The 21593-nt window shown below is 48.5% G+C and carries 21 protein-coding genes; 6 read left to right on the top strand and 15 right to left on the bottom strand.

Going from position 1 to position 21593, the window contains the following annotated elements; translation table 11 throughout:
- Positions 1–5: 5 nt before the first annotated feature.
- From HHL17_RS10030 to HHL17_RS10020, 3 genes are all read right to left on the bottom strand, one after another.
- On the bottom strand, positions 6–857 hold the full coding sequence (locus HHL17_RS10030; RefSeq protein ID WP_169224586.1) for a fumarylacetoacetate hydrolase family protein: 852 nt from the start codon (positions 855–857) through the stop codon (positions 6–8).
- 24 nt (positions 858–881) lie between these two features.
- Positions 882–1637 (bottom strand): hypothetical protein, encoded by a 756-nt coding sequence (locus HHL17_RS10025; RefSeq protein WP_169224585.1) that lies wholly within the window; start codon positions 1635–1637, stop codon positions 882–884.
- A gap of 75 nt (positions 1638–1712) precedes the next feature.
- A complete protein-coding gene (locus tag HHL17_RS10020) occupies positions 1713–2495 on the bottom strand; it encodes an SDR family NAD(P)-dependent oxidoreductase (RefSeq protein WP_206155955.1) in 783 nt (260 codons plus the stop codon).
- A 118-nt stretch (positions 2496–2613) separates the two neighbouring features.
- Here HHL17_RS10020 and HHL17_RS10015 point away from each other — a divergent pair, with 118 nt between their 5' ends.
- On the top strand, positions 2614–3336 hold the full coding sequence (locus HHL17_RS10015; protein ID WP_169224584.1) for a M15 family metallopeptidase: 723 nt from the start codon (positions 2614–2616) through the stop codon (positions 3334–3336).
- Positions 3337–3458: 122 nt separating this feature from the next.
- Here HHL17_RS10015 and HHL17_RS10010 read toward each other — a convergent pair whose 3' ends face one another.
- The 7 genes from HHL17_RS10010 to leuC all read right to left on the bottom strand — a co-directional run bounded on the left by HHL17_RS10010 (position 3459) and on the right by leuC (position 9895).
- A complete protein-coding gene (locus HHL17_RS10010) occupies positions 3459–3821 on the bottom strand; it encodes a hypothetical protein (RefSeq protein ID WP_169224583.1) in 363 nt (120 codons plus the stop codon).
- 127 nt (positions 3822–3948) lie between these two features.
- Positions 3949–4311 carry a hypothetical protein gene (locus tag HHL17_RS10005; protein ID WP_169224582.1) on the bottom strand — a complete coding sequence of 121 codons (363 nt, stop codon included), beginning with the start codon at positions 4309–4311 and terminating at the stop codon, positions 3949–3951.
- Positions 4312–4433: 122 nt separating this feature from the next.
- Positions 4434–5939, bottom strand: a complete 1506-nt coding sequence (locus tag HHL17_RS10000) for a 2-isopropylmalate synthase (RefSeq protein WP_169224581.1) — start codon at positions 5937–5939, stop codon at positions 4434–4436.
- A gap of 27 nt (positions 5940–5966) precedes the next feature.
- Complete coding sequence (leuB, locus tag HHL17_RS09995) at positions 5967–7046, bottom strand: 3-isopropylmalate dehydrogenase (RefSeq protein WP_169224580.1); 1080 nt, start codon at positions 7044–7046, stop codon at positions 5967–5969.
- 39 nt (positions 7047–7085) lie between these two features.
- Positions 7086–7685 carry a 3-isopropylmalate dehydratase small subunit gene (gene leuD, locus HHL17_RS09990; RefSeq protein WP_169224579.1) on the bottom strand — a complete coding sequence of 200 codons (600 nt, stop codon included), beginning with the start codon at positions 7683–7685 and terminating at the stop codon, positions 7086–7088.
- 12 nt (positions 7686–7697) lie between these two features.
- Positions 7698–8447: a class I SAM-dependent methyltransferase gene (locus HHL17_RS09985; protein WP_169224578.1), complete on the bottom strand. Its 750-nt coding sequence runs from the start codon at positions 8445–8447 to the stop codon at positions 7698–7700.
- A 44-nt stretch (positions 8448–8491) separates the two neighbouring features.
- Positions 8492–9895 (bottom strand): 3-isopropylmalate dehydratase large subunit, encoded by a 1404-nt coding sequence (leuC, locus tag HHL17_RS09980; RefSeq protein ID WP_169224577.1) that lies wholly within the window; start codon positions 9893–9895, stop codon positions 8492–8494.
- Positions 9896–10049: 154 nt separating this feature from the next.
- Here leuC and HHL17_RS09975 point away from each other — a divergent pair, with 154 nt between their 5' ends.
- Positions 10050–11603 carry a hypothetical protein gene (locus tag HHL17_RS09975; protein ID WP_169224576.1) on the top strand — a complete coding sequence of 518 codons (1554 nt, stop codon included), beginning with the start codon at positions 10050–10052 and terminating at the stop codon, positions 11601–11603.
- A 17-nt stretch (positions 11604–11620) separates the two neighbouring features.
- The gene (locus HHL17_RS09970; protein WP_169224575.1) at positions 11621–12190 is read left to right on the top strand and encodes an NADPH-dependent FMN reductase; all 570 of its coding nucleotides are present in this window, start codon (positions 11621–11623) and stop codon (positions 12188–12190) included.
- Positions 12191–12828: 638 nt separating this feature from the next.
- On the opposite strand, the gene HHL17_RS09965 is transcribed toward HHL17_RS09970, so the two are convergent.
- Both HHL17_RS09965 and HHL17_RS09960 read right to left on the bottom strand, forming a co-directional pair.
- Positions 12829–13950 (bottom strand): hypothetical protein, encoded by a 1122-nt coding sequence (locus HHL17_RS09965; RefSeq protein WP_169224574.1) that lies wholly within the window; start codon positions 13948–13950, stop codon positions 12829–12831.
- 1 nt (position 13951) lies between these two features.
- Positions 13952–14593, bottom strand: coding sequence for an ABC transporter ATP-binding protein (locus HHL17_RS09960; protein ID WP_169224573.1), 642 nt, complete (start codon positions 14591–14593; stop codon positions 13952–13954).
- Between the two features lie 450 nt (positions 14594–15043).
- Between HHL17_RS09960 and HHL17_RS09955 the strand changes: the two genes are divergently transcribed.
- The 3 genes from HHL17_RS09955 (at position 15044) to HHL17_RS09945 (ending at position 20068) form a co-directional block, all read left to right on the top strand.
- Positions 15044–16018, top strand: coding sequence for a ribonucleoside-diphosphate reductase small subunit (locus HHL17_RS09955; RefSeq protein ID WP_169224572.1), 975 nt, complete (start codon positions 15044–15046; stop codon positions 16016–16018).
- Between the two features lie 84 nt (positions 16019–16102).
- Positions 16103–18478, top strand: coding sequence for a ribonucleoside-diphosphate reductase subunit alpha (locus HHL17_RS09950; protein ID WP_169224571.1), 2376 nt, complete (start codon positions 16103–16105; stop codon positions 18476–18478).
- A gap of 138 nt (positions 18479–18616) precedes the next feature.
- Positions 18617–20068 carry a coiled-coil domain-containing protein gene (locus HHL17_RS09945; RefSeq protein WP_169224570.1) on the top strand — a complete coding sequence of 484 codons (1452 nt, stop codon included), beginning with the start codon at positions 18617–18619 and terminating at the stop codon, positions 20066–20068.
- Positions 20069–20392: 324 nt separating this feature from the next.
- Here the strand turns inward: HHL17_RS09945 and HHL17_RS09940 are convergent, their stop codons facing one another.
- The 3 genes from HHL17_RS09940 to HHL17_RS09930 all read right to left on the bottom strand — a co-directional run bounded on the left by HHL17_RS09940 (position 20393) and on the right by HHL17_RS09930 (position 21587).
- On the bottom strand, positions 20393–20779 hold the full coding sequence (locus HHL17_RS09940) for a hypothetical protein (protein ID WP_169224569.1): 387 nt from the start codon (positions 20777–20779) through the stop codon (positions 20393–20395).
- Between the two features lie 63 nt (positions 20780–20842).
- Positions 20843–21202: a hypothetical protein gene (locus tag HHL17_RS09935; RefSeq protein ID WP_169224568.1), complete on the bottom strand. Its 360-nt coding sequence runs from the start codon at positions 21200–21202 to the stop codon at positions 20843–20845.
- 28 nt (positions 21203–21230) lie between these two features.
- Positions 21231–21587 (bottom strand): DUF3592 domain-containing protein, encoded by a 357-nt coding sequence (locus HHL17_RS09930; protein WP_240975119.1) that lies wholly within the window; start codon positions 21585–21587, stop codon positions 21231–21233.
- Positions 21588–21593 lie beyond the last annotated feature (6 nt).

Raw genomic sequence — 21593 nt, 5'->3', positions numbered from 1 at the left:
TGCGGTTATTTATAAGCTACCACTGATTGTTTGGAAGTACCCAGGCCGTCGATGCCCAGCTCCACCACGTCGCCTGCTTTGAGGTAAACCTGCGGGTTCATGCCGAGGCCTACGCCAGCCGGAGTACCGGTGGAGATCACATCACCCGGGAGCAGTGTCATGAACTGGCTCAGGTAGGATACTACGAACTGCACGTTGAAGATGAAGTTGGACGTGTTGCCGTCCTGCATTTTCTGCCCGTTAACGGTCAGCCATAAACGCAGATTGTTCACGTCTTTGATTTCATCTTTGGTAGCCAGCCACGGGCCCATCGGAGCGAAGGTATCGCAGCTTTTTCCTTTCACCCACTGACCATTTCTTTCCAGCTGGAAGGCGCGCTCGCTGTAGTCGTTGTGCAGGCAGTAGCCGGCCACATAGTCCAGCGCGTCTTTTTCTTCCACATAGGAGGCTTTTTTACCGATTACCACGGCCAGTTCCACTTCCCAGTCGGTTTTTTCGCTGTTGCGTGGAATCACCAGGTCATCGTTCGGGCCTACCAGTGCGGTAGTGCTTTTAAAGAACACGATTGGTTCCGTAGGGATCGGGGCATTGGTTTCGCGGGCGTGGTCAGCGTAGTTCAGACCGATGCACACGATTTTGGAAGGGCGCTGAAACGGCGCACCCAGGCGGGTGCCGGCAGGTACCTGCGGACAGGAAGCGCCGTGCTGTGCCCACCATTGGGACAGGCGTTCCAGGCCGTTAGTAGCCAGAAATTGTTCGCCAAAATCTTCTCCAAAAGCGCTGACGTCAAACATGCCTGCTGCTGTAACAATGCCCGGCTTTTCTTGTCCCGGTAAACCAAACCTGATCAGTTTCATTTCAATATTTTTTATTGTTATCCTTTAGTCTTTCTTGATTTCTTTCAGTGTTTTCACCTGTAAGTGGCCATTTTCCACTTTCAGGTCGATGAATGGCTCTGCCTTGCCATCTTTTACCAGGGAGAAGTACACATGGTCAGCATCCGATGTTTGCTGGATGGTAGGCTGGTAACCTGCCGGGATGCCGATGTACATGCTTTTGCGTACGCCACCGAATTCCACATACAGTTCCACGCTGTCGGGCGTGTTGTCTGGCCTGATTTCCGCCACGAAGTCGGCGATGATCATGCCTGACTGCATGTTTTTGCTGTACTTTTTGGTCAGTTCAGCGGAAGCAGACACTTTGCCCAGGCCCATGGTGTTCTCCATGTATTTCCAGATACGTTCCGGCGGAGCAGTGGCCCACAGTACTTTCAGGTCTCCTTTATCATCCTGGCTGGCGTGGTAATACCTGACAGAATGGTTGGCCTTCAGCACACCGATGTAGGCGCTGTTAGGCTCGTCCCAGAGGACTTTAAACAGTTCCGCATCGGGAGCGTCTTTCAGGACAACCTGTTCAAATGATTTTTCTTTTTTCAGATCTTTTATCTGAAACTTAATGGTGATCTGCTGGGTGTCTTTATCTCTGCCTGTAATAGCTACTTCCACAGCGCCTGCAGGAGTAGCAGGTACCAGTGCAGCAGCCGTATCGGCGCCGTTGTTCTTTGTTCCGGTTCCCGAATTACAGGCGGTAAAGGCCAATACTGCCAGTCCTGCCAGCCATACACGAAAATGTTGCATAATCGTTATTAATGATTGATGAATGAATAGATTGAAAGATAATAACCTTCAGCTATATTCATCACATTCAATCTATTAATTATTTAACCTGATAAAACCGCCGTCAATCGGATAGTCGCATCCGGTAATGAAACCAGCCTCATCGGAGCAGAGGTACAGGGCCAGGTGCCCCACTTCCACCGGCTTGGCCATACGGCCTATGGGCTGGGTTTTGCTCAGTTTATCAAACATTTCTGCTTCTTTGCCGGGATAGTTTTTGGCGATGAAACCGTCCACGAATGGCGTGTGTACCCTTGCCGGAGAGATGCAGTTGCAACGGATATTGCTACCGAGGTAATCTTTCGCAGCAGACAGCGTCATGGTGAGTACCGCGCCTTTGCTCATGGAATAGGCAAACCTGTCGGGGATACCTACGCTGGAAGCGATGGAAGCGATATTGAGTATCACGCCGCCGCCCTGTGCTTTCATTTGTTTGATGACGGCATACATACAGTTATAGGTGCCTTTCACATTCACCTGGTATACCCGGTCGAAATCCTGTTCAGCGGTATTTTCCAGGTTGCCTACATGCGCAATGCCGGCACAGTTTACCAGGATATCCAGTTTACCGGACTGCTGCACAATGCTGTCCATCACGTTGATCACCGCTGCCTGGTCGGCCACGTTGCAGGCATGTACTTCCGCCTGTCCGCCTGCCGCCTTGATTTCCTCTGCCGTGCTCCGGCCCCCTTCTTCATTCAGCTCAATAATATGCACCTTTGCACCCTGGGCGCCAAAGCATTTAGCGATCGCCTGTCCTATGCCGCTACCACCACCAGTGATAACCGCCACTTTGTGATCTAATCTGAACAGCTCCATATTAAAAAATTTAAGGGTTCTAAAATACCTATTTTACCAAGCGGTTTGCAATTGTATTTTCACTGTATTTCATACTTTCTTGCCTAATTTTCGCAAAATTCAATAATTTCCGGAGCAAATGAACGACTTTTTATCATTTAAGACCATGAGAAAACTGATGTTGACAGCCCTGTTAGGGGGTCTTTTACAGCATGCCGGCGCCCAGCAGATCAAACCCAATAAGTACGGCCTGCTGGTGATAGGCACCCCTGAACAGTACGCGCTGCTGGTAAAAAAGGACAGCAGTCAGCTGCTGGTGGACCTGGAGACGTTTATCCCGCATATCCGCAAAGACGTGCGATATGCCACCACCAACAATTTCACCCATCAGCGACTATATACCAACACAAAGATCTACCTGCGCAAACCTGCGGCCGAGAAGCTGAAAGCCGTACAGGCAGCGCTGAACAAAAAAGGCTATACCCTGCTGATATACGATGCTTACCGCCCCTACCGGGTCACCGAAGCGATGTTTAAAATTGTGCCCAATGACCTGTATGCCGCCGATCCCCGCAAAGGGTCCGGGCATAACCGCGGCGTAGCAGTAGACCTGTCCATGGCCGACCTTAAAACAGGAAAGCCCGTGGCGATGCCAACGGACTTCGACGATTTCACCAAAAAAGCACATGAGAACTACATCCCCTCCGACCCAACGGTAACGGCTAACCGCAAACTGCTGCGCGACACCATGAAACAACACGGTTTCAAAGGGTCCAGCACGGAGTGGTGGCATTTTTATCTCCCGGATTATAAAAAATATCCGCTGATGGATATTTTGTTTCCCCAGGGCCCCCAGGGCTGAAGCCCTGGGCTACGATGTGATTCAGGCTGTTTATACGTTGTATACTGATCGTTTATGGTACGGTCACCGTGTCTATGCGGTCGCTACTGTTATTCCATTTGTATGCGTTATAAGCTGATCGTTTATGGCACTATTACTGTGTCTATGCGGTCGCTGTTGTTATTCCATTTGTAATAATAGGTTCCCGGGGCCGGCGTTTTGAATGCGTATACCACATTACGTTGCAATGCCGTGCCAACACATTCGCAATCCGTTTTTGCCTCCAGTACACTGATAATATGAACACTGGCGGAATCCCGTTCCTGAAAACCTTTATAAACATAACACGAACCGGAAATGTAGTACAGGTTGAACCGTAGGCTATCCGCTGGTCCCGACACGCGGGATGCTCTTATGGAAGGATAGGTATAAACGGAACAATCGGGTTTGTGACACCCCATAACGTTAAGGAAGAGATAACCGAAGGTGACAATAATAAATTTCATAGAAAAAAGATAAGGGGATTTTAGATTTTGGTCACAGGTAAAACGTATCTCCGGCCCGTCAGGTTACAATTTTAAAAAAAAGAGCTGCGGTAACTGACCGCAACTCCTCTTTCTATTGTATGCCTTTCTACTGTATAACGATGGTATCAATAGCGCCGTTAAATGGTCCCCATTTGTAATAGTGAGTACCGGGGCCCGGCGTCTTAACGGCAAATGAGCGTTCCGTTCTTTGCAGTGTGTCTGTACAATCACATGACTGGAACAAACTTTTGATGTACACCACATGAATACCGGCGGAATCAGATTCCTGGTACCCGTTAAAACTCTCGCAGCGGGAAGTATAATAACTCAGGTTAAACCGGAGACTGTCGGCGCTCCCTTCTATGCGGGTCGCTTTGATGGGAGGGTAATTCTCCGACGTGCAGGTGGTTTTGTGACACGCAGCCGCAACAAGGCATACGATGCCCAACAAGACATGGTTAAATTTCATACTGTGTAGTTTAAATGACTCTAGTTGATTTGTGTGAACGCAGTCAACAAAAACCATGCTACACAAAAAACGGAGTTGCCGGTTATTCACCGCAACTCCGTTGTACGTTCTGTTGGCAATAGTTAGTATATCTTGTTGAGCGCGTCCACATAGGCGTGTACAGAAGCATTCACGATATCAGTAGAATAACCGAAACCGTAGAAGGACTGGCCGTTGTGTTTTACGCGCATATTTACTTTACTTACATCTTCGCTGCCGCCGTGCATTGCCTGAATACTGAATTCATCCAGTTCAATCTCATCTTTAATGATAGCGTGGATAGCCTTGATGGTAGCGTCTACCGGGCCGTTACCGGCAGCACTGGCTTCACGGTCTTCCCCGTTGATGCGCAGTTTCACAGTAGCCATAGGGCGCAGCGGATCACCGCATACAACCTGCAACAGCGTTACTTTAATAGCTTTATCACCATAGTTTTTGCTATAACCGTCGCCCATCAGTTGCAGCAGGTCAGCATCGTTGATTTCTTTTTTGTTATCAGCCATTTCGAGGAAACGTTGGTACACTTCGTCGAGGTTGATTTTATCCATTTTGTAGCCCAGTCGCTCGAGGTGATGTTTCAGGGCGTGGCGACCGCTGCGGGCGGTGAGGATAATGGAGTTGGAGTTGATGCCTACGTCTTCCGGATTGAGGATTTCGTAGTTCTCGCGGTGTTTCAGCACACCATCCTGATGGATACCGGAGCTGTGTGCGAAGGCGTTGCGGCCTACGATAGCCTTGTTGGCCTGTACCGGCATACGCATCATTTTCTCTACCAGCGTGCTGATTTCGTAGATGCCTTTAGAGTTGATATTGGTATTATACCCTAACCCGTGATGTGTTTTCAGGATCATGGCTACTTCTTCGAGGGAGGTGTTACCAGCGCGTTCACCGATACCGTTGATGGTACATTCCACCTGGCGGGCGCCGTTCATGACACCAGCGATGGTGTTGGCAGTAGCCAGACCGAGATCGTTGTGGCAGTGAACGGAGATAATGGCTTTATCGATATTGGAGACGTGTTCTGTCAGGTATTTGATTTTAGCACCGTACTGGTCGGGCAGGCAGTAGCCGTTGGTATCCGGGATGTTCACGGTGGTAGCGCCGGCAGCAATCACCGCTTCGATCATCTGTGCGAGGAAAGCGTTATCAGCGCGACCAGCATCTTCCGCAAAAAATTCCACATCATCGGTGAATTTGCGGGCGTATTTCACGGCAGCCACTGCGCGTTCTACGATCTGTTCGCGGGTGCTGTTGAATTTATGTTTGATGTGGATATCCGAAGAACCGATTCCGGTATGGATACGCTTGCGTTTAGCATAACGGAGGGCTTCCGCAGCAGCATCAATATCGGTAGTATTGGCACGGGTGAGTGCGCAGATAACGGGTTCAGTAACCGCTTTGGATATTTCCACCACGCTCTGGAAATCGCCGGGGCTGGAGATAGGGAAGCCGGCTTCAATGATATCTACACCCAGTGCTTCCAGTTTTTTCGCTACAATAATTTTTTCGACAGTAGTCAGCTGGCAACCAGGGACCTGTTCGCCATCACGCAAGGTGGTATCAAAGACGTATACACGATTTTTATCCATGATAGTGTAATATTTTCAATGAAGAAATTAGTTCAGGTTTTCCAGGACTTTGGCGCCCATGGCGTCTGTGCCCATGATGAATTCGTTCTCGGTATGTTTGTTGGCGATGTCCATTGTTCTGTAGCCCTGGCGGAGCGTAGCTTCCACGGCTTTGATCACGCGCTGTGACTCGGTTTTGAGGCCGAAGGAAATGTCCAGCATGAGGGCGGCAGACAAGATGGATGCCAGCGGATTGGCGATACCTTTACCGGCGATATCATGTGCAGAACCGTGGATAGGCTCATAGAAGCCTACAGTGTCCCCTACGGATGCAGAGGCCAGCATACCCATAGAGCCGGCGATCTGGGAAGCCTCGTCAGTGAGGATATCACCGAAGAGGTTACCTGTTACCACTACGTCAAAACGTTTTGGGTCTTTGATCAGCTGCATGGCAGCGTTGTCAATGAACATATGTTCTGTTTCCACGTCTGGATATTCTTTCGCTATTTCCTGCATCACTTCTCTCCACAGACGGCTGGCCTCCAGCACGTTGGCCTTGTCTACAGAGCAGAGTTTTTTGCGGCGGGTGCGGGCAGCCTCGTATGCTTTGCGGGCTATGCGCTCCACTTCATAACGATGATAGATCATCAGATCGGAAGCGGTGTTGCGGTCTTCTGTCCTTTTCTTTTCACCGAAATACACGTCGCCGGTGAGTTCGCGGAAGAAGAGGATATCTGAACCACGGAGAATTTCCGGTTTGATACTGGAAGCTTCCAGCAGTTCATCAAACAGCTTGATAGGGCGTAGGTTAGCGTACAGGCCCAGTTCCTTGCGGATTTTCAGCAGGCCTTGTTCCGGTCTTACCTTCAGCGTGGGATCGTTGTCATATTTCGCGTGACCGATGGCGCCAAACAGGATGGCATCGCTGTTTTTAGCCTTCTGCAGCGTTTCTTCAGGCAGCGGGTCACCGGTAGCTTCGATGGCTACGTGGCCCATGATGCCTTCTTCAAACGTGAATTGGTGGTGATAGTTAGCAGCTACGGCAGTCAGTACTTTCTGTCCCCAGGTGGTTACTTCCTGGCCTATGCCGTCGCCGGGTATTACCAGTATTTTCTTCTCTACGCCCATACAGGATATTGCTTTTTTATGTTGTTGTTTTAGTGATTATTAGAAGTTAAATGCTCTTGTGCCTTCATATTTTTCGATGTCCTGACGGAGGCTCAGGAGGTAGTCGATATCATCGTAACCATTACGCAGACATGTTTTTTTGTATGCATTGATATCGAAATTTTCCTGTTCACCGCTGGCCACAATACGGATAAACTGGTTTTCCAGGTCTACTTCTATCTCTGCTTTCGGGTCTGCTTCGATGGCTTTGAATACCTTGTCGAGGAAGGTTTCGCTGACCTGTACCGGCAGGATAAAGTTGTTGAGCGCATTGTTCTTGAAGATATCTGCGAAGAAGCTGCTCACCACTACTTTAAAACCGTAATCACCGATGGCCCATGCCGCATGCTCACGGGAGGAGCCGCAGCCGAAGTTTTTACCGGCCACCAGGATTTTACCGTTGTACACAGGGTTGTTGAGCACAAAATCAGCTTTCGGCTGATTGTTGGCATCAAAGCGCCAGTCGCGGAACAGGTTTTCACCAAAACCGTCGCGGGTGGTAGCTTTCAGGAAGCGCGCCGGGATGATCTGGTCTGTATCAATATTTTCAATGGGTACAGGTACCGCAGATGAAACAAGATGTTGAAATATTTTACTCATAATAATGTCTGTTTAGATTTTTATGGCGGCTACACGCAGTCTCACGTAGTCTGCATAGAGCTGTCCGTCGCGGGTCACCTGCGGGCCCAGCTCCTGCTGTACCTGTTGCAGGATAGCCTGTTTATCATTTTCCGGGACATTGGCAAAGAAGTGATTGCCGAACATCTCCAGCCAGTCGATGATGCCACGGTCGGCATCGGCCAATTTAGTGGGGCGGTCAAAGAAATGGACCCTTTCCACGCGGAAGCCGGCATTTTCCAGCAGGGTGGTGTATTCACCGGGAGAAGGGAAATACCAGAAGGGCTCATAGCGATAGCCTTTGGCCTGCATCACGCTGTCGAGTGTACGCAGGATGCTGTCTACGTTTCCTTTGCCTCCCATTTCGATGATCAGGCGGCCGCCTTTTTTCAGGTGCGTGTACATCCGGTTGATGGCCTTTTCTTTTTCCCGTACCCAGTGCAGGGTAGCGTTGGAGAAGATGGCATCATACTGTTGCGGCAGCGAGAACCTGGTGGCGTCGCCCACTTCAAAGGCCACTTCTGGGAATGACTGCCGTGCGGTGGCGATCATTTCGGGCGAAGCATCGATACCGGTGACCCGGGCGCCGGTGGCTGCCAGTTGAGCGGTGAGCTCTCCGGTACCGCAGCCCAGATCGAGGATCGTTTCCCCGGTCTGTGGTTGCAACCAGTCACCGATCAGGCTGTTGCCATATTCAAACACGAAGGCGTGTTTTGTTTTATATAAGTCGGCGTCCCAGATCATGTCATTTACGGATTTTGATATTTTGGTATTTAGATATTTGATGACTAGTGGCCGAAAGCTTCTCTAACATCCGTAACCCGGCCGGTGAGGGCTGCGGCAGCTGCGGTAAGCGGGCTGGCCAGGAAGGTGCGGGCATTAGGGCCCTGGCGACCTTCAAAGTTGCGGTTGGACGTAGAGATGCAGTACATGCCGGCAGGCACTTTGTCTTCGTTCATAGCGAGGCAGGCGGAGCATCCGGGTTCACGGAGCTGGAAACCGGCTTCTGCAAACACTTTGTCGATGCCTTCTTCTATAGCCTGAGCTTCCACCTGTTTGGAGCCGGGCACGATCCATACCACCACATCGTCGGCTTTGCGTTTGCCCTTCACGTAGTCGGCCACCAGACGGAGGTCTTCGATACGGGAGTTGGTACAGCTGCCGATGAACACATAGTCGATTTTTTTGCCGAGCAGCGCGCTGCCTGGTTCCAGGTCCATGTATTCCAGTGATTTTTTGAAAGAAGGTCTTTCTTTCTCTTCCACCTGGTCCAGTGCCGGGATATGCTGGGTAACACCCATGCCCATACCGGGGTTGGTGCCGTAGGTGATCTGTGGTTCGATATCTGCTGCGTCGAAGGTGAGTACTTTATCAAACTGGGCGTCGTTATCGGAATAGAGTGTTTTCCAGTAAGCGAGCGCTTTGTCCCAGTCGGCGCCCTGTGGAGCGAACTGGCGTCCTTTAATATAGTTGAACGTAATGTCATCCGGAGCTATGAGGCCACCGCGGGCGCCCATTTCGATGCTCATGTTACAGATGGTCATACGGGCTTCCATGCTGAGGTTGCGGATAGCGTCGCCGGCATATTCCACGAAATAGCCGGTAGCGCCGGAAGCAGATATTTTGGAGATGATATAGAGGATGATGTCTTTAGACAGCACGCCTTTTTTCAGGGTACCGTTCACCTCTATCTTCATGCGTTTAGGTTTGTATTGCAGGATACACTGGGTGGCCAGTACCTGTTCCACTTCAGAGGTGCCGATACCGAAGGCTACGGCTCCGAAGGCACCATGGGTGCTGGTATGGCTGTCGCCGCACACGATGGTCATGCCCGGCAGGGTGATGCCCAGCTCCGGGCCGATAACGTGTACGATGCCCTGGTAGGGATGGCCGAGACCGTACAGCTCCACACCGAATTCCGCTGTGTTTTTGGTGAGCATCTCCACCTGGTGGCGGCTCAGGGCCTCCTTGATCGGCAGGTGCTGGTCCAGCGTAGGTACGTTGTGGTCAGCGGTAGCCCTGGTCTTCTGCGGGCGGAATACCGGGATGCCACGTTTGCGAAGGCCGTCGAATGCCTGAGGACTGGTTACTTCATGGATAAAGTGCGTGTTGATATACACCGCGTCCGGATGTTCCGGCTTACTCATCACGATATGGCTGTCCCAGATCTTATCAAATAACGTTTTTCCCATCCTTAATGCTTTCCTTTTAAATTGTTTATACCTTCAAATCTAATGGGCAATATTTAATTGCCATATCGCTAAATTTGCTATAATTACAACTTTTAAAATAGGTTGATATACATCAATAGATTGTTTATCAATTACTTATAAGAATTTATTAACGATGCCCAACAGCCAAAGTGATGCTTTATTCATATTAATAAAAACGCTAACTAAAGCCGAAAAGCGGAATTTTCAGCTGGCATTTAATAAGAATAATACCAAAGACGACGTATTGTTCATTCAGCTGTTCAATACGTTGGACAAAATGAAGGATTACGACGAGGAGCAGATATTGAAGAAAGTGCCGGACCTGAAGAAACAGCAGTTATCCAATGTGAAGGCACACTTATACAAACATCTGCTATCGAGCCTGCGACAGCTGTATAAACAGAAAGACCCGCTGATAGACCTGCGGGAACAGCTGGACCATGCCCGGGTGCTTTATAATAAAGGACTGTACAACCAGAGCCTTAAAGTGCTGGCCAAAGCCAAAACCATGGCGCTGGAGCAGGAAGAAGTGATGATGAGCTACGAAATTGTGGAGTTTGAAAAACTGATTGAATCCCGGCATATCACCCGCAGCCTCGAGAACCGGGCGGAAGCACTCAGCTCCGAATCCCGGCAGATAGAACACCAGCTCACACATATCAGTCGACTAAGCACGCTCTCCCTCCGCATGTACGGCCTGTACCTTAAGCTGGGACACGCCCGCAACGAGCGCGACGCCGACATGGTGAAATCGTTTTTTGAAGGCCAGCTGCCGCAGCGCGACGCTTCGCAGATGAGCTTCTATGAGAAAATATACCTATACCAGGCCTCCTGCTGGTATTATTATATCCTGCAGGACTTTGTGATGTATTACCGGTATACACAGAAATGGGTGGATTTGTTCAAACAGTATCCCAGGTTGCAACAGACCGACATGGACCTGTACATCAAGGCACAGCACAACCTGCTGACCGCCCATTTTTATACATCTAACTTTGAGAAGTTCAAGTCAGCGCTGAGTGACCTGGAAACGTTCATCCGGGCCAACGAAGAACATTTCCATGAGAATACGCGCACCTCGGCGTTTGTATACCTGTATACCGCCAAGATCAACCGCTACTTCCTGGAAGGCACTTTCAGCCAGGGTTTGGCCATGGTACCAGAGCTGGAGTCTGAGATCAGCAATCACACCCTAAAAATAGACCAGCACCGGGTACTGGTGTTTTACTATAAGATCGCCTGCCTGTATTTCGGTAGCGGCGATAACAGTAAAGCGATTTTTTATCTCAATAAAATCATCAACCTGAAGATCGGCAACCTGCGCGCCGATATTCAGTGTTTTGCCCGTATACTGCATCTCATCGCGCACTACGAACTGGAAAATTACAGCCTGGTGGAATACCTGATCAAATCCGTTTACCACTTCATCTCCAAACACAAAGACCTTGGACTGGTGATGGAAGCGATCATGAAGTTCCTGCGCCGTTATATTTACGCTAACCCCAAAGAGCTGCGCAGCGCCTTTGTGGACCTGAAAGACAGGCTGGAACAGATCTCCGAAGATCCTTACGAACGCCGGTCCTTCCTCTACCTGGACATCATCTCGTGGCTGGAAAGCAAGATCGAGAACATCCCCGTGCAGGAAGTTATTCACCGGAAGTTCATCAATAAAGAAAGAAGAATTTAATCATTTAAAGCAGTCCAATGTCTGTCGAAAAAAAGTATCATTTTATTGCCTTCTGTGGCAGCCTCAGAAAAGGGTCCTACAACGAGATGGCCCTCAAAGCCATGCAAATGCTGGCGCCATCACACATCACTATTGAACAGGTATTTTACGACCACGTCCCTGTGTATAACGCCGACGTACATACGGAGCTGCTGGAACAGGTAGTGCCTATTGCGGAGAAAATACAATCCTCCGATGGGGTTATTTTTGTTTCACCGGAATACAACTACTCTATTCCTGGCGGCCTGAAAAACGTGATAGACGTGCTTTCCAGGCACCCCGACAAACCTTTCAACGAGAAAGCCGTAGCCATCCTGGGCGCCAGTCAGGGTAACGTAGGCACCGCACGCATGCAGTACCACCTGCGGCAGGTGATGGTGTTCCTCAACGCCCATGTGGTGAACAAACCGGAAATCATGATTGCCAATGCACAGCATAAGTTTGATGAAAACGGTAATCTGAACGATGAATTTATCCGTAAACAATTACCGATCATGCTGGAATCGCTGGCAACGCTGAGCGATCGTTTTCCGCGTGAGGGGAAATAAATGAATGTTTTGGATGAGATGTGCGTGTATTTACGCCGAATGTACATCCGGGATTCGGGCAATTGTGCATCCGGGGTTTAAGGGTTTGTGCATTCGGGGTTCGGGATTCGGGATTCGGGATTCGTACATCCGAGGTTTAAGGGTTTGTGCATTCGGGGTTCGGGATTCGGGATTCGTGCATTCGAGATTCCCAGGGCTGAAGCCCTGGGCTACGATGTTCTTCAAGTCCTCATTTAGCTTCATTCCTTAACTACTGGTTAACGGCTGTCTAGCGACAATCGGTGATAAATCCTACATGAATTGAACATTATCCGGATGTGCTGTAAATGAGTACCTACCATAAACATTTTAGATTTTAAATGAATCGGGCTGACCAATTGGTCAGCCCGATTCATTTAAAATTACTACTGCAATAAATGAACGTACCCTGTTGAATATCCCAGCACTGGCCACATCTGGCCGGTTACTATTATAATGCCGCCATAAAAGAACCTGAATAACATCGTAGCCCAGGGCTTCAGCCCTGGGAATCGGGGAATCGGGGAATCACCAATATGACGAATATGAAAATATCGGGAATGCGACGCCAAGCGAATGTAAATATGAATTGATTTGAATTGTTTGTAACACCTCTCTTTTTACGATTCAATATAAGGTTCGTACCGCCGGTATTTGCTAAAGAAAACAATCGCTGAAAGCACCTGTAACAGCAGAATAGCGAGCCATTCATAATGTCCGAGCACCATAAACAGCACGACGAAACAGGTGAGCAGTACATAACGCACGTGCAGTTCGTTATTCATCTTCGGAAAATATAAGAGCGCGCGGAAAAACATCAACAGGGAAAGCGCCAGGCAGAAAACCATGAGCAGTGACAGCACAGATGTTTTCGTATAGGCGTTGACCGTGATCATCACCATTTCCGGTATCCACATGATCAGGTAGACAGCCGCCATGCGGGTATAATGCCGGAAGGTGCTGATAGGCAGGTTTTCCATGAAATTGAGCCATGTATCATCAAAGGCGCGGTGATGCGTGAGCAGCTGAAGATGCAGCAGCACACTTAACATCACGCCCAGCTGAAGGCCGCGCAGATCAAAGTAATCACCCTGCTGCATGAGGAAAAATGTGAGCCATAACATCAGGGCAGACACCAGTTTAGCCGTGAGGATGCGGCGGGGAAACTGTGTAAACAGTTCATACAGGAAATACAGCACTGGTGGTTTGGTAAAGCGGCGGTTGATCCAGCGTTGCAGATACCCTGTAAAGAAGAAAATATCCGGCTGGAACAGTTTCCTGTCGTACAGCGCCAGTGGCCAAAGGGCCATGGCCACATTAAACACCAGGATGATGATGGAAGACCCGTAATAATGATACCGAATACCCACCATCATCGCTACTCCCGCATATATCCATACCGGCAGGTAGATGGCATTGTGAATCAGCAGCCATTCGCGGAGCCGCCTGTTTTTATCCATGCTGCCCATGGCCGGGTACAGGAATTCGTAGCCCTGGCTTTGCAGCACTTTCATCACGAAGCCGACACATTTGAGGCAGTAGAGCGCCCATAGCGCCAGTACGATCAGCAAGAACGAAGGACCTTCGAGGAAGCCCATCATGAGCCCTTTGTGATAGCTGATAAGGCTGCCACTGTCCACCACGCCGAATAGGAAGTAGAACAGCACCAGGAAGAAGCCCGTGTTCTGTATATAAAACTGGGTAGTGAATATTTTTTGCAGGATGGCCGTAACTGAACGCATATTAATTGAGCGTAATGTTTTTATCCGCAATCCGCAGGGTGCCCGTGATGGTGACCTCTTCCGGGTCCAGCGGCTGGTGGGAAGTGATAAGGAAAGTAACGCCATTCGCGTGGCGGGTGCGGACCAGGTCGTACATGATGGCCAGCGTGCGGGTATCGATGGTGATAAGGGGCTCATCGAGCAGGATCACCGCCGGATTGCCCGTAAAGGCCAGCAGCAGTGACAGTTTTTTGAGCATCCCGCTGGAATAGGTGCTCACCGGGTTATTCACAAAGATGTGCACACCCATTCTCTCCGCTATTTCGCCAATCAGCTGGCGGTCGCCCCCTTTGGTACCGAGGTAGAGTTCCAGCAGATCGCGGCCGGTGAGGAAGGCCGGATAGAACGGTTCCGCCTCCGCGTAGTTGATCAGCCGGCGGAAAGCGACAGGATGGTCTTTGCTGCTGACCTCCCCGCGAAGCCGGATTTCCCCTTTGAAGGGTATGAGGCCGGCCATCACTTTCATACAGGTGGTTTTACCCGCGCCGTTTTCGCCCTGTAGCCAGTATATGCCGGCCGGCAGTTCCAGATGGGGGATATCCAGTATGGGCACATCCTGGTAATTCTTTTTGACAGCATGAAGGGCAATAACCGGTTCGGGCATACGTATAAGTTGATCGGCCGTAAATATGAAGAATTAATCCTTATAATAATATATTCCGGTATTCAATTTAACAAAAATTTGCCAGCGGCTTTTTTTACACTGATCATCATACTATTAGCCGGTCCATAAGGTTTTTGTGTATATATTTCCTCAAAATGTCATGCTTTTTTCATGAAGAAAAAATGTTATACCCAGGGTTTTCCACATCACCGTGAAACATGCTCCAGCACTACATTTCAACAATGTTCACATTGTTTTTCCACACCTGTTGAAAACTAAAACTCCCCTCCCTAATGTCGTTCCTTACATTTGTAATCCCGGACGTAATCAGTTTTAGGATATAGATGCTGGAAACAGGCAGGTGGTAAATGTGAGATATGCGAATTTTTCAGTATACCAACCCCATTTAGGAAAAACCGAGAACCGCGACCCGATATAAAAAATATTATTATGAGTAACGAGAATGAAATTCTTTTAAAAGAGAACAAGGACCGTTTTGTCTTATTACCGATCAAATATCCCAGGATCTGGGAGCAGTATAAGAAACACGAAGCGAGTTTTTGGACGGCCGAAGAGATAGACCTGAGTGCAGACATGAAAGATTGGGCCAGCATGAATGACGGCGAGCGCCACTTTATATCCCACGTACTTGCTTTTTTTGCCGCCAGCGATGGTATCGTCAATGAGAACCTGGCCGTAAACTTCATGAGTGAAGTACAGATCCCGGAAGCCCGTTGTTTCTACGGTTTCCAGATCATGATGGAAAATATCCACTCCGAGACATATGCATTGCTGATTGACACCTATATCAAAGACGCAGTAGAAAAAGACCGGCTGTTCCACGCCATCGACACCGTACCTGCGGTGAAGAAAAAGGCAGAATGGGCGCTGCGCTGGATCGAGAACGGCACCTTTGCAGAACGCCTGGTAGCTTTTGCAGCAGTAGAAGGTATCTTCTTCAGCGGCAGCTTCTGCTCTATCTTCTGGCTGAAGAAAAGAGGCCTGATGCCTGGTCTGACCTTCTCCAATGAGCTGATCAGCCGTGACGAAGGACTGCACTGCGAATTTGCCTGCCTGCTGTACAGCATGCTGGAAAATAAACTCAGCGAAGAACAAGTGCACACCATCATCCGTGATGCGGTGAGCTACGAAAAAGAATTCATTACAGAAGCCTTACCGGTAGCCCTGATTGGCATGAACTCAGACCTGATGACTCAATACATCGAGTTTGTGGCCGACAGATGGTTGTCTGAGCTGGGCTACAGCAAAATATACAACGCGTCCAATCCTTTTGACTTCATGGAAATGATTTCATTGCAAGGCAAGACCAATTTCTTTGAGAAACGTGTGGGTGACTATCAGAAGTCAGGCGTAATGGGCGGCAGCAAAGAAGCGCAGACCTTCAGCCTGGAAGAAGACTTTTAATTTATTCATGGTGTCATTTGGTTATTTAAATGACTAAATGAAAAACTAACCAAATTTTATCTAACCTCTTAAATTCACAAACCCATGTTCGTAATCAAGAGAGATGGACGAAAAGAAGCAGTGAAATTCGACAAAATCACTGCCCGTATCGAAAAACTGTGCTACGGTTTTAATACGGAATATGTAGACGCAATAGACGTGGCCAAGAAAGTGATCCAGGGTTTATACGATGGCGTAACTACTTCAGAGCTGGACAACCTGGCCGCTGAAACAGCTGCGTCCCTTACCACCAAACACCCGGACTACGCCCTGCTGGCTTCCCGCATAGCTGTAAGCAACCTGCATAAGAATACAGAAAAATCGTTCTCCAAAACGATGCGTAAACTGTATAACTACATTGATCCTAAAACCGGTAAGAACGCAGCCTTGCTGTCTGACGAAGTGTGGGACATCATTGAGAAAAATGCAGATACCCTTGACTCCAACATTATTTACGACCGCGATTTCGCCTTCGACTACTTCGGTTTCAAAACACTGGAGCGCTCTTACCTGTTGAAAACAGACGGTAAAGTAGTAGAACGTCCGCAGCACATGTTCATGCGTGTGTCTGTAGGTATCCACAAAGAAGACATCGAATCTGCGATCAAAACATACAACCTGATGAGCGAGCGCTGGTTCACACATGCCACGCCCACCCTCTTCAACGCCGGCACACCGAAACCGCAGATGTCTTCCTGCTTCCTGCTCACCATGCAGGACGACAGCATCGAAGGTATCTACGACACCCTGAAGCAGACCGCCAAGATCTCTCAGAGCGCCGGTGGTATCGGTCTGAGCATTCATAACATCCGGGCTACCGGTTCTTATATCAGCGGCACCAACGGTACCTCCAACGGTATCATCCCGATGCTGCGTGTATTCAACGACACTGCCCGTTATGTGGACCAGGGCGGCGGAAAACGCAAAGGCGCTTTCGCTATCTACCTGGAACCATGGCATGCCGATATCTTCGAATTCCTGGACCTGCGTAAAAACCACGGTAAAGAAGAAATGCGCGCCCGCGACCTCTTCTACGCCCTCTGGATGCCTGACCTGTTCATGAAACGCGTAGAAGCCAACGGCACCTGGTCACTCTTCTGTCCACATGAAGCACCCGGACTGCACGAATGCTGGGGCGAAGAATTTGAAGCCCTGTACGAAAAATACGAAAAGGAAAACCGCGCCCGCAAAACTGTGAAAGCACAGGACCTGTGGTTCGCCATCCTGGACGCTCAAATTGAAACCGGTACTCCGTACCTGCTGTATAAAGACTCTGCCAACCGCAAGTCCAACCAGCAGAACCTGGGCACCATCAAGAGCTCCAACCTCTGCACAGAGATCATCGAATATACCGACGCTAATGAAGTGGCCGTATGTAACCTCGCCTCTTTGGCGCTGCCCCGCTTCGTAAACGAAGGCGTGTTTGACCATCAGAAACTGTTTGAAGTAACCTACCAGGCTACTTTGAACCTGAACAAAATCATCGATCACAACTACTACCCTGTAGAAGAGGCAGAACGCAGCAACCTGCGCCACCGCCCGATCGGTCTGGGTGTACAAGGTCTCGCTGATGCGTTTATCCTGATGCGTTATCCTTTCGAAAGCGATGAAGCTAAAAAACTGAACAGCGAAATATTTGAAACCATCTACTTCGCCGGCCTCACCGCTTCCAACGATCTCGCCAAAAAAGACGGTTACTACGAAACCTTCCCGGGCTCACCAGCCTCCAAAGGTGTGCTGCAATTCGATATGTGGGACGTAACACCCACATCCCGCTGGAACTGGGATGCGCTGAAAAAATCCATCATTAAAGATGGTATCCGCAACTCCCTCCTGCTGGCACCGATGCCGACAGCCTCTACTTCCCAGATCCTGGGCAACAACGAGTGCTTCGAGCCGTACACTTCCAACATCTATACCCGTCGCGTACTGAGCGGTGAGTTTGTGGTAGTGAACAAACATCTCCTGAAAGACCTCGTGGAACTGGGCCTGTGGGACAATGATATGAAAACAAAAATCATTTCCGCTAACGGTTCCATCCAAAATATCAACGAGATCCCTGCTAACATCAAAGAACTGTATAAAACAGTTTGGGAAATCAAACAACGCAGCCTGATCGACATGGCAGCCGACCGCGGCGCGTTCATCTGCCAGTCACAGTCGCTCAACCTGTTCGTAGACACTCCTACTGCCGCCAAGCTGACCTCCATGCACTTCTATGCCTGGAAAAAAGGCCTCAAAACCGGTATGTATTATCTGCGTACACAGGCAGCTACCCAGGCGGTACAGTTTACCGTTGAAAAACAAGGCGGCCAGCAAATCCAACCCGTTATCGCCAAAGGCGGTGACATCTCCATCGACGACATCCCTGAAGGGGCTGTTTGCACCATGGAAGAAGGTTGCGTAACCTGCAGCGCCTAATTACTTGCAAAGGGTTTATAAGTATAATTATCAACATCCCCGGCCTCAACAGCCGGGGATTTTTTCGTTTATATGTGCAGGATAATTCCTATCTTACCGCCCAATAGCCACCTGACTATTTGTAACCCGTACCTATTTATGAAACTTATTCACGCTGCTATATTCCTATTCTGTTGTTTTTGCCTGCAACCTGTACTGGCACAGGACATCCTGGCTAAAAAAGACAGTGTGGCCGCCAAAGTGCAACAGGTGCCGGAGAAATTTATTTCCACCGCCAAAAACAAAGCCGACAAACTCAATAAACAGGTAACCACGCGCACTGACAAAGCACTTAAACGCTTCCTGAAAGAAGAACAGGCCATGCAGAAAAAACTGGCCAAAATAGACAGCGTGGCGGCTAAAAATATCTTCACCCGCAGCATCGACTCACTAGGCAACTTGCAAGCGCGCCTCAAAGGGAAACTGGGGAAAGTGAAAGTACCTTCCGTGCTCTCCCAACCCGGCGGTCCTTACCTGGACAGCCTGCAAAACTCCCTCGCCTTCCTCAAAGGTTCCAACGACCTGCTCAAACAGAGCAAAGGCATTACCGATAAACTCGGCAACGCCACCAAGTCCATGGATGCGCTGAAAGACAAACTGCAACAGGCCGAAGCTATCAAGTCCTTCATCCGCGAGCGGAAACAGCAACTAAAAGAGCAACTGTCCCAATATACCGGCTTCACCAAAGACCTTCAGAAAATGAACAAGGAAGCCTACTATTACGCCCAGCAGCTGAAAGAGTACAAGGAAGTCTTCAAGGATAAAAGAAAAGCAGAACAGAAAGCGATGGAGATCATCAAAAAAGTTCCCGCTTTTAATGATTTCATGCAGAAAAACTCGCAGTTGGCCAGCCTGTTCAACCTCCAGGGAGGCAGCAGCGCTAACCCGGCGGACCTCGCCGGCCTGCAAACCCGTTCACAGGTGGAGCAGCTCATCCAGCAACGGCTGGGCGGTGGTCCCAATGCCGGCGCCGCTGTCGGTCAGCAGATGGCCGAAGCCCGCAGCCGTATCAACGAACTGAAAAGCAAATTTCCCGACCTGGACAACGCCGCCGATATGCCCAATTTCAAACCGAAAGAGCTGAAGACCAAAAGTTTTCTGCAAAGGCTGGAATTCGGCAGCAATATCCAGTTTCAACGTAGCACCAAGTTCTTCCCCACCACCAGCGATCTCGCCGGCCAGGTAGCCTATAAATTCCATAAAAACGGTAGCGCAGGTATCGGGGCCTCGTATAAGCTCGGTCTGGGTACCGGCTTTAATGATATTCATTTCAGCGGTCAGGGCGCCAGTATCCGTTCCTTCATCGACTGGAAACTGAAAGGCACTTTCTTCCTCAACGGCGGTTACGAACAGAACTATCAACCAGATATCGCCAGTGTCCCCAATGGTGTCGGCCAGGTATGGACGCCCAGTGGCCTTATCGGTATCAGCAAAAAGTATAAGATCAACAGTAAACTAAAAGGAAATATGATGGTGCTGTTTGATTTCCTGTATAATCAGCATGTGCCGAGGACTGATCCTATTAAAGTGAGGATGGGGTATAATTTCTAAGCCTACTTCTAATTTACATTATTTTGATAACTTCTCCGCAGCGTTCATAGCTGTGTGAGGTATCAGCTGTATTGATATCGCTTAAAATATCATCAGTATTGGTGGATACAAGGTCACATGCAATTTCTTACTATGCTTGCAACTTTATGATTTACAAATTATTGTGGTGCTATTCTTTTGTTATCTCTTAGGTATCCTTCGCTTGTCGTATACGTATCTCTCTAATATCGCTTTTTCCGACCTGATGTTTTTTTAACTATATAGAAAATCTCCGTTCCGGAACACTTTTTCTCCAGGTTTGCACATTTTTTAATACCCGGAAGATTAATATCCCGTTCCAATGCTGGTTACTTTAAACTGATCTTTGTGAAGCCTGATCTCTAAGGTATCACCTTCGCGTATAAGAACATCACTCTTATACGCCAGGATGATACAACTCATGTCTATTCTCAAACATATAACATCGTCTTCATCAACGCTCTCTACATTTCCAACTACGATTACAAAATCATCTTCCTGATAGAAACCAAACATCCTCGTAGTTCCAATACGCGTATTTACATTAGTATGCAGGTCTTCCATAAAATCAAATTCAACACCATGGTTGCTACCCGGCTCTAAACGCTGATTGGCAAAGAACCCTATACCCTGACCACGAGGGCTGTCAAACAGGAGGTATTTATCTTTAACTTCAGTGATAGTTATATTCATAGCGTTTTTAATTCCATTCTACAATAAATCCGTCATTTCTATCCCCCAAGCACCCAAAAGGCTTCAGGGCTCTTCCCTATCGCTTTCCAGCATAATATGGCCTAATTCACATTCGTCATTTATTCCCGTAAAAATCAAAATACCAACCTTCCCCAGGATAACTATATGAAGCCTTATCTCTTCCCCTGGGTAATTGGACAAACAATGCAGTACGTTATCAAACTGCGCTTTTACCTCTTCCTTTCTTTCTACCACATCACGACGAAGGGAGTACAAACCATGAGCCCTACTGGTTTCTAACGTTATACAAGAGTAATTTAAAACCGTTGTAATTTTATTCAATACTGCTTTACTCGTCTCTCCTTTTGTCGCTAACAATTGCAACAGTGATAAAAAACATTCTTTCTTATTTAAACGTTCCATGATCTACAACATTCTTACTAATTGACATTTACTCACTGACTGCGAACATACCATAATAAACGACGGCAATATTTAAAATCACCCCAATAACAATAGGCAATGTGGCCAGAAAAAATTTAAACAGGAGTAATGATCCAAAGTCAATGACAAAATTTGATGGATTATTCATTTCATAATATACATCCACGAATGAACCTACCTCCGGTTTTGTATAAAAATAATCGTCAGAAACTACTAAATGCCTATCCCCATTCCCATATTCAAACTCAACTACCGAAACGAATTGTGTATGATTATCATGATCCTCCTTACTCTCAAACCCCGTTATCTGTCCCTTAACATGCACACTAGATCTAAGCATCTTCTTTGCATGCAAGTACTGCATGATAAG

It is taken from the genome of Chitinophaga fulva, from assembly GCF_012927205.1.
Lineage (GTDB): Bacteria > Bacteroidota > Bacteroidia > Chitinophagales > Chitinophagaceae > Chitinophaga > Chitinophaga fulva.
This window is presented reverse-complemented; position numbering and strand designations above follow the sequence as displayed.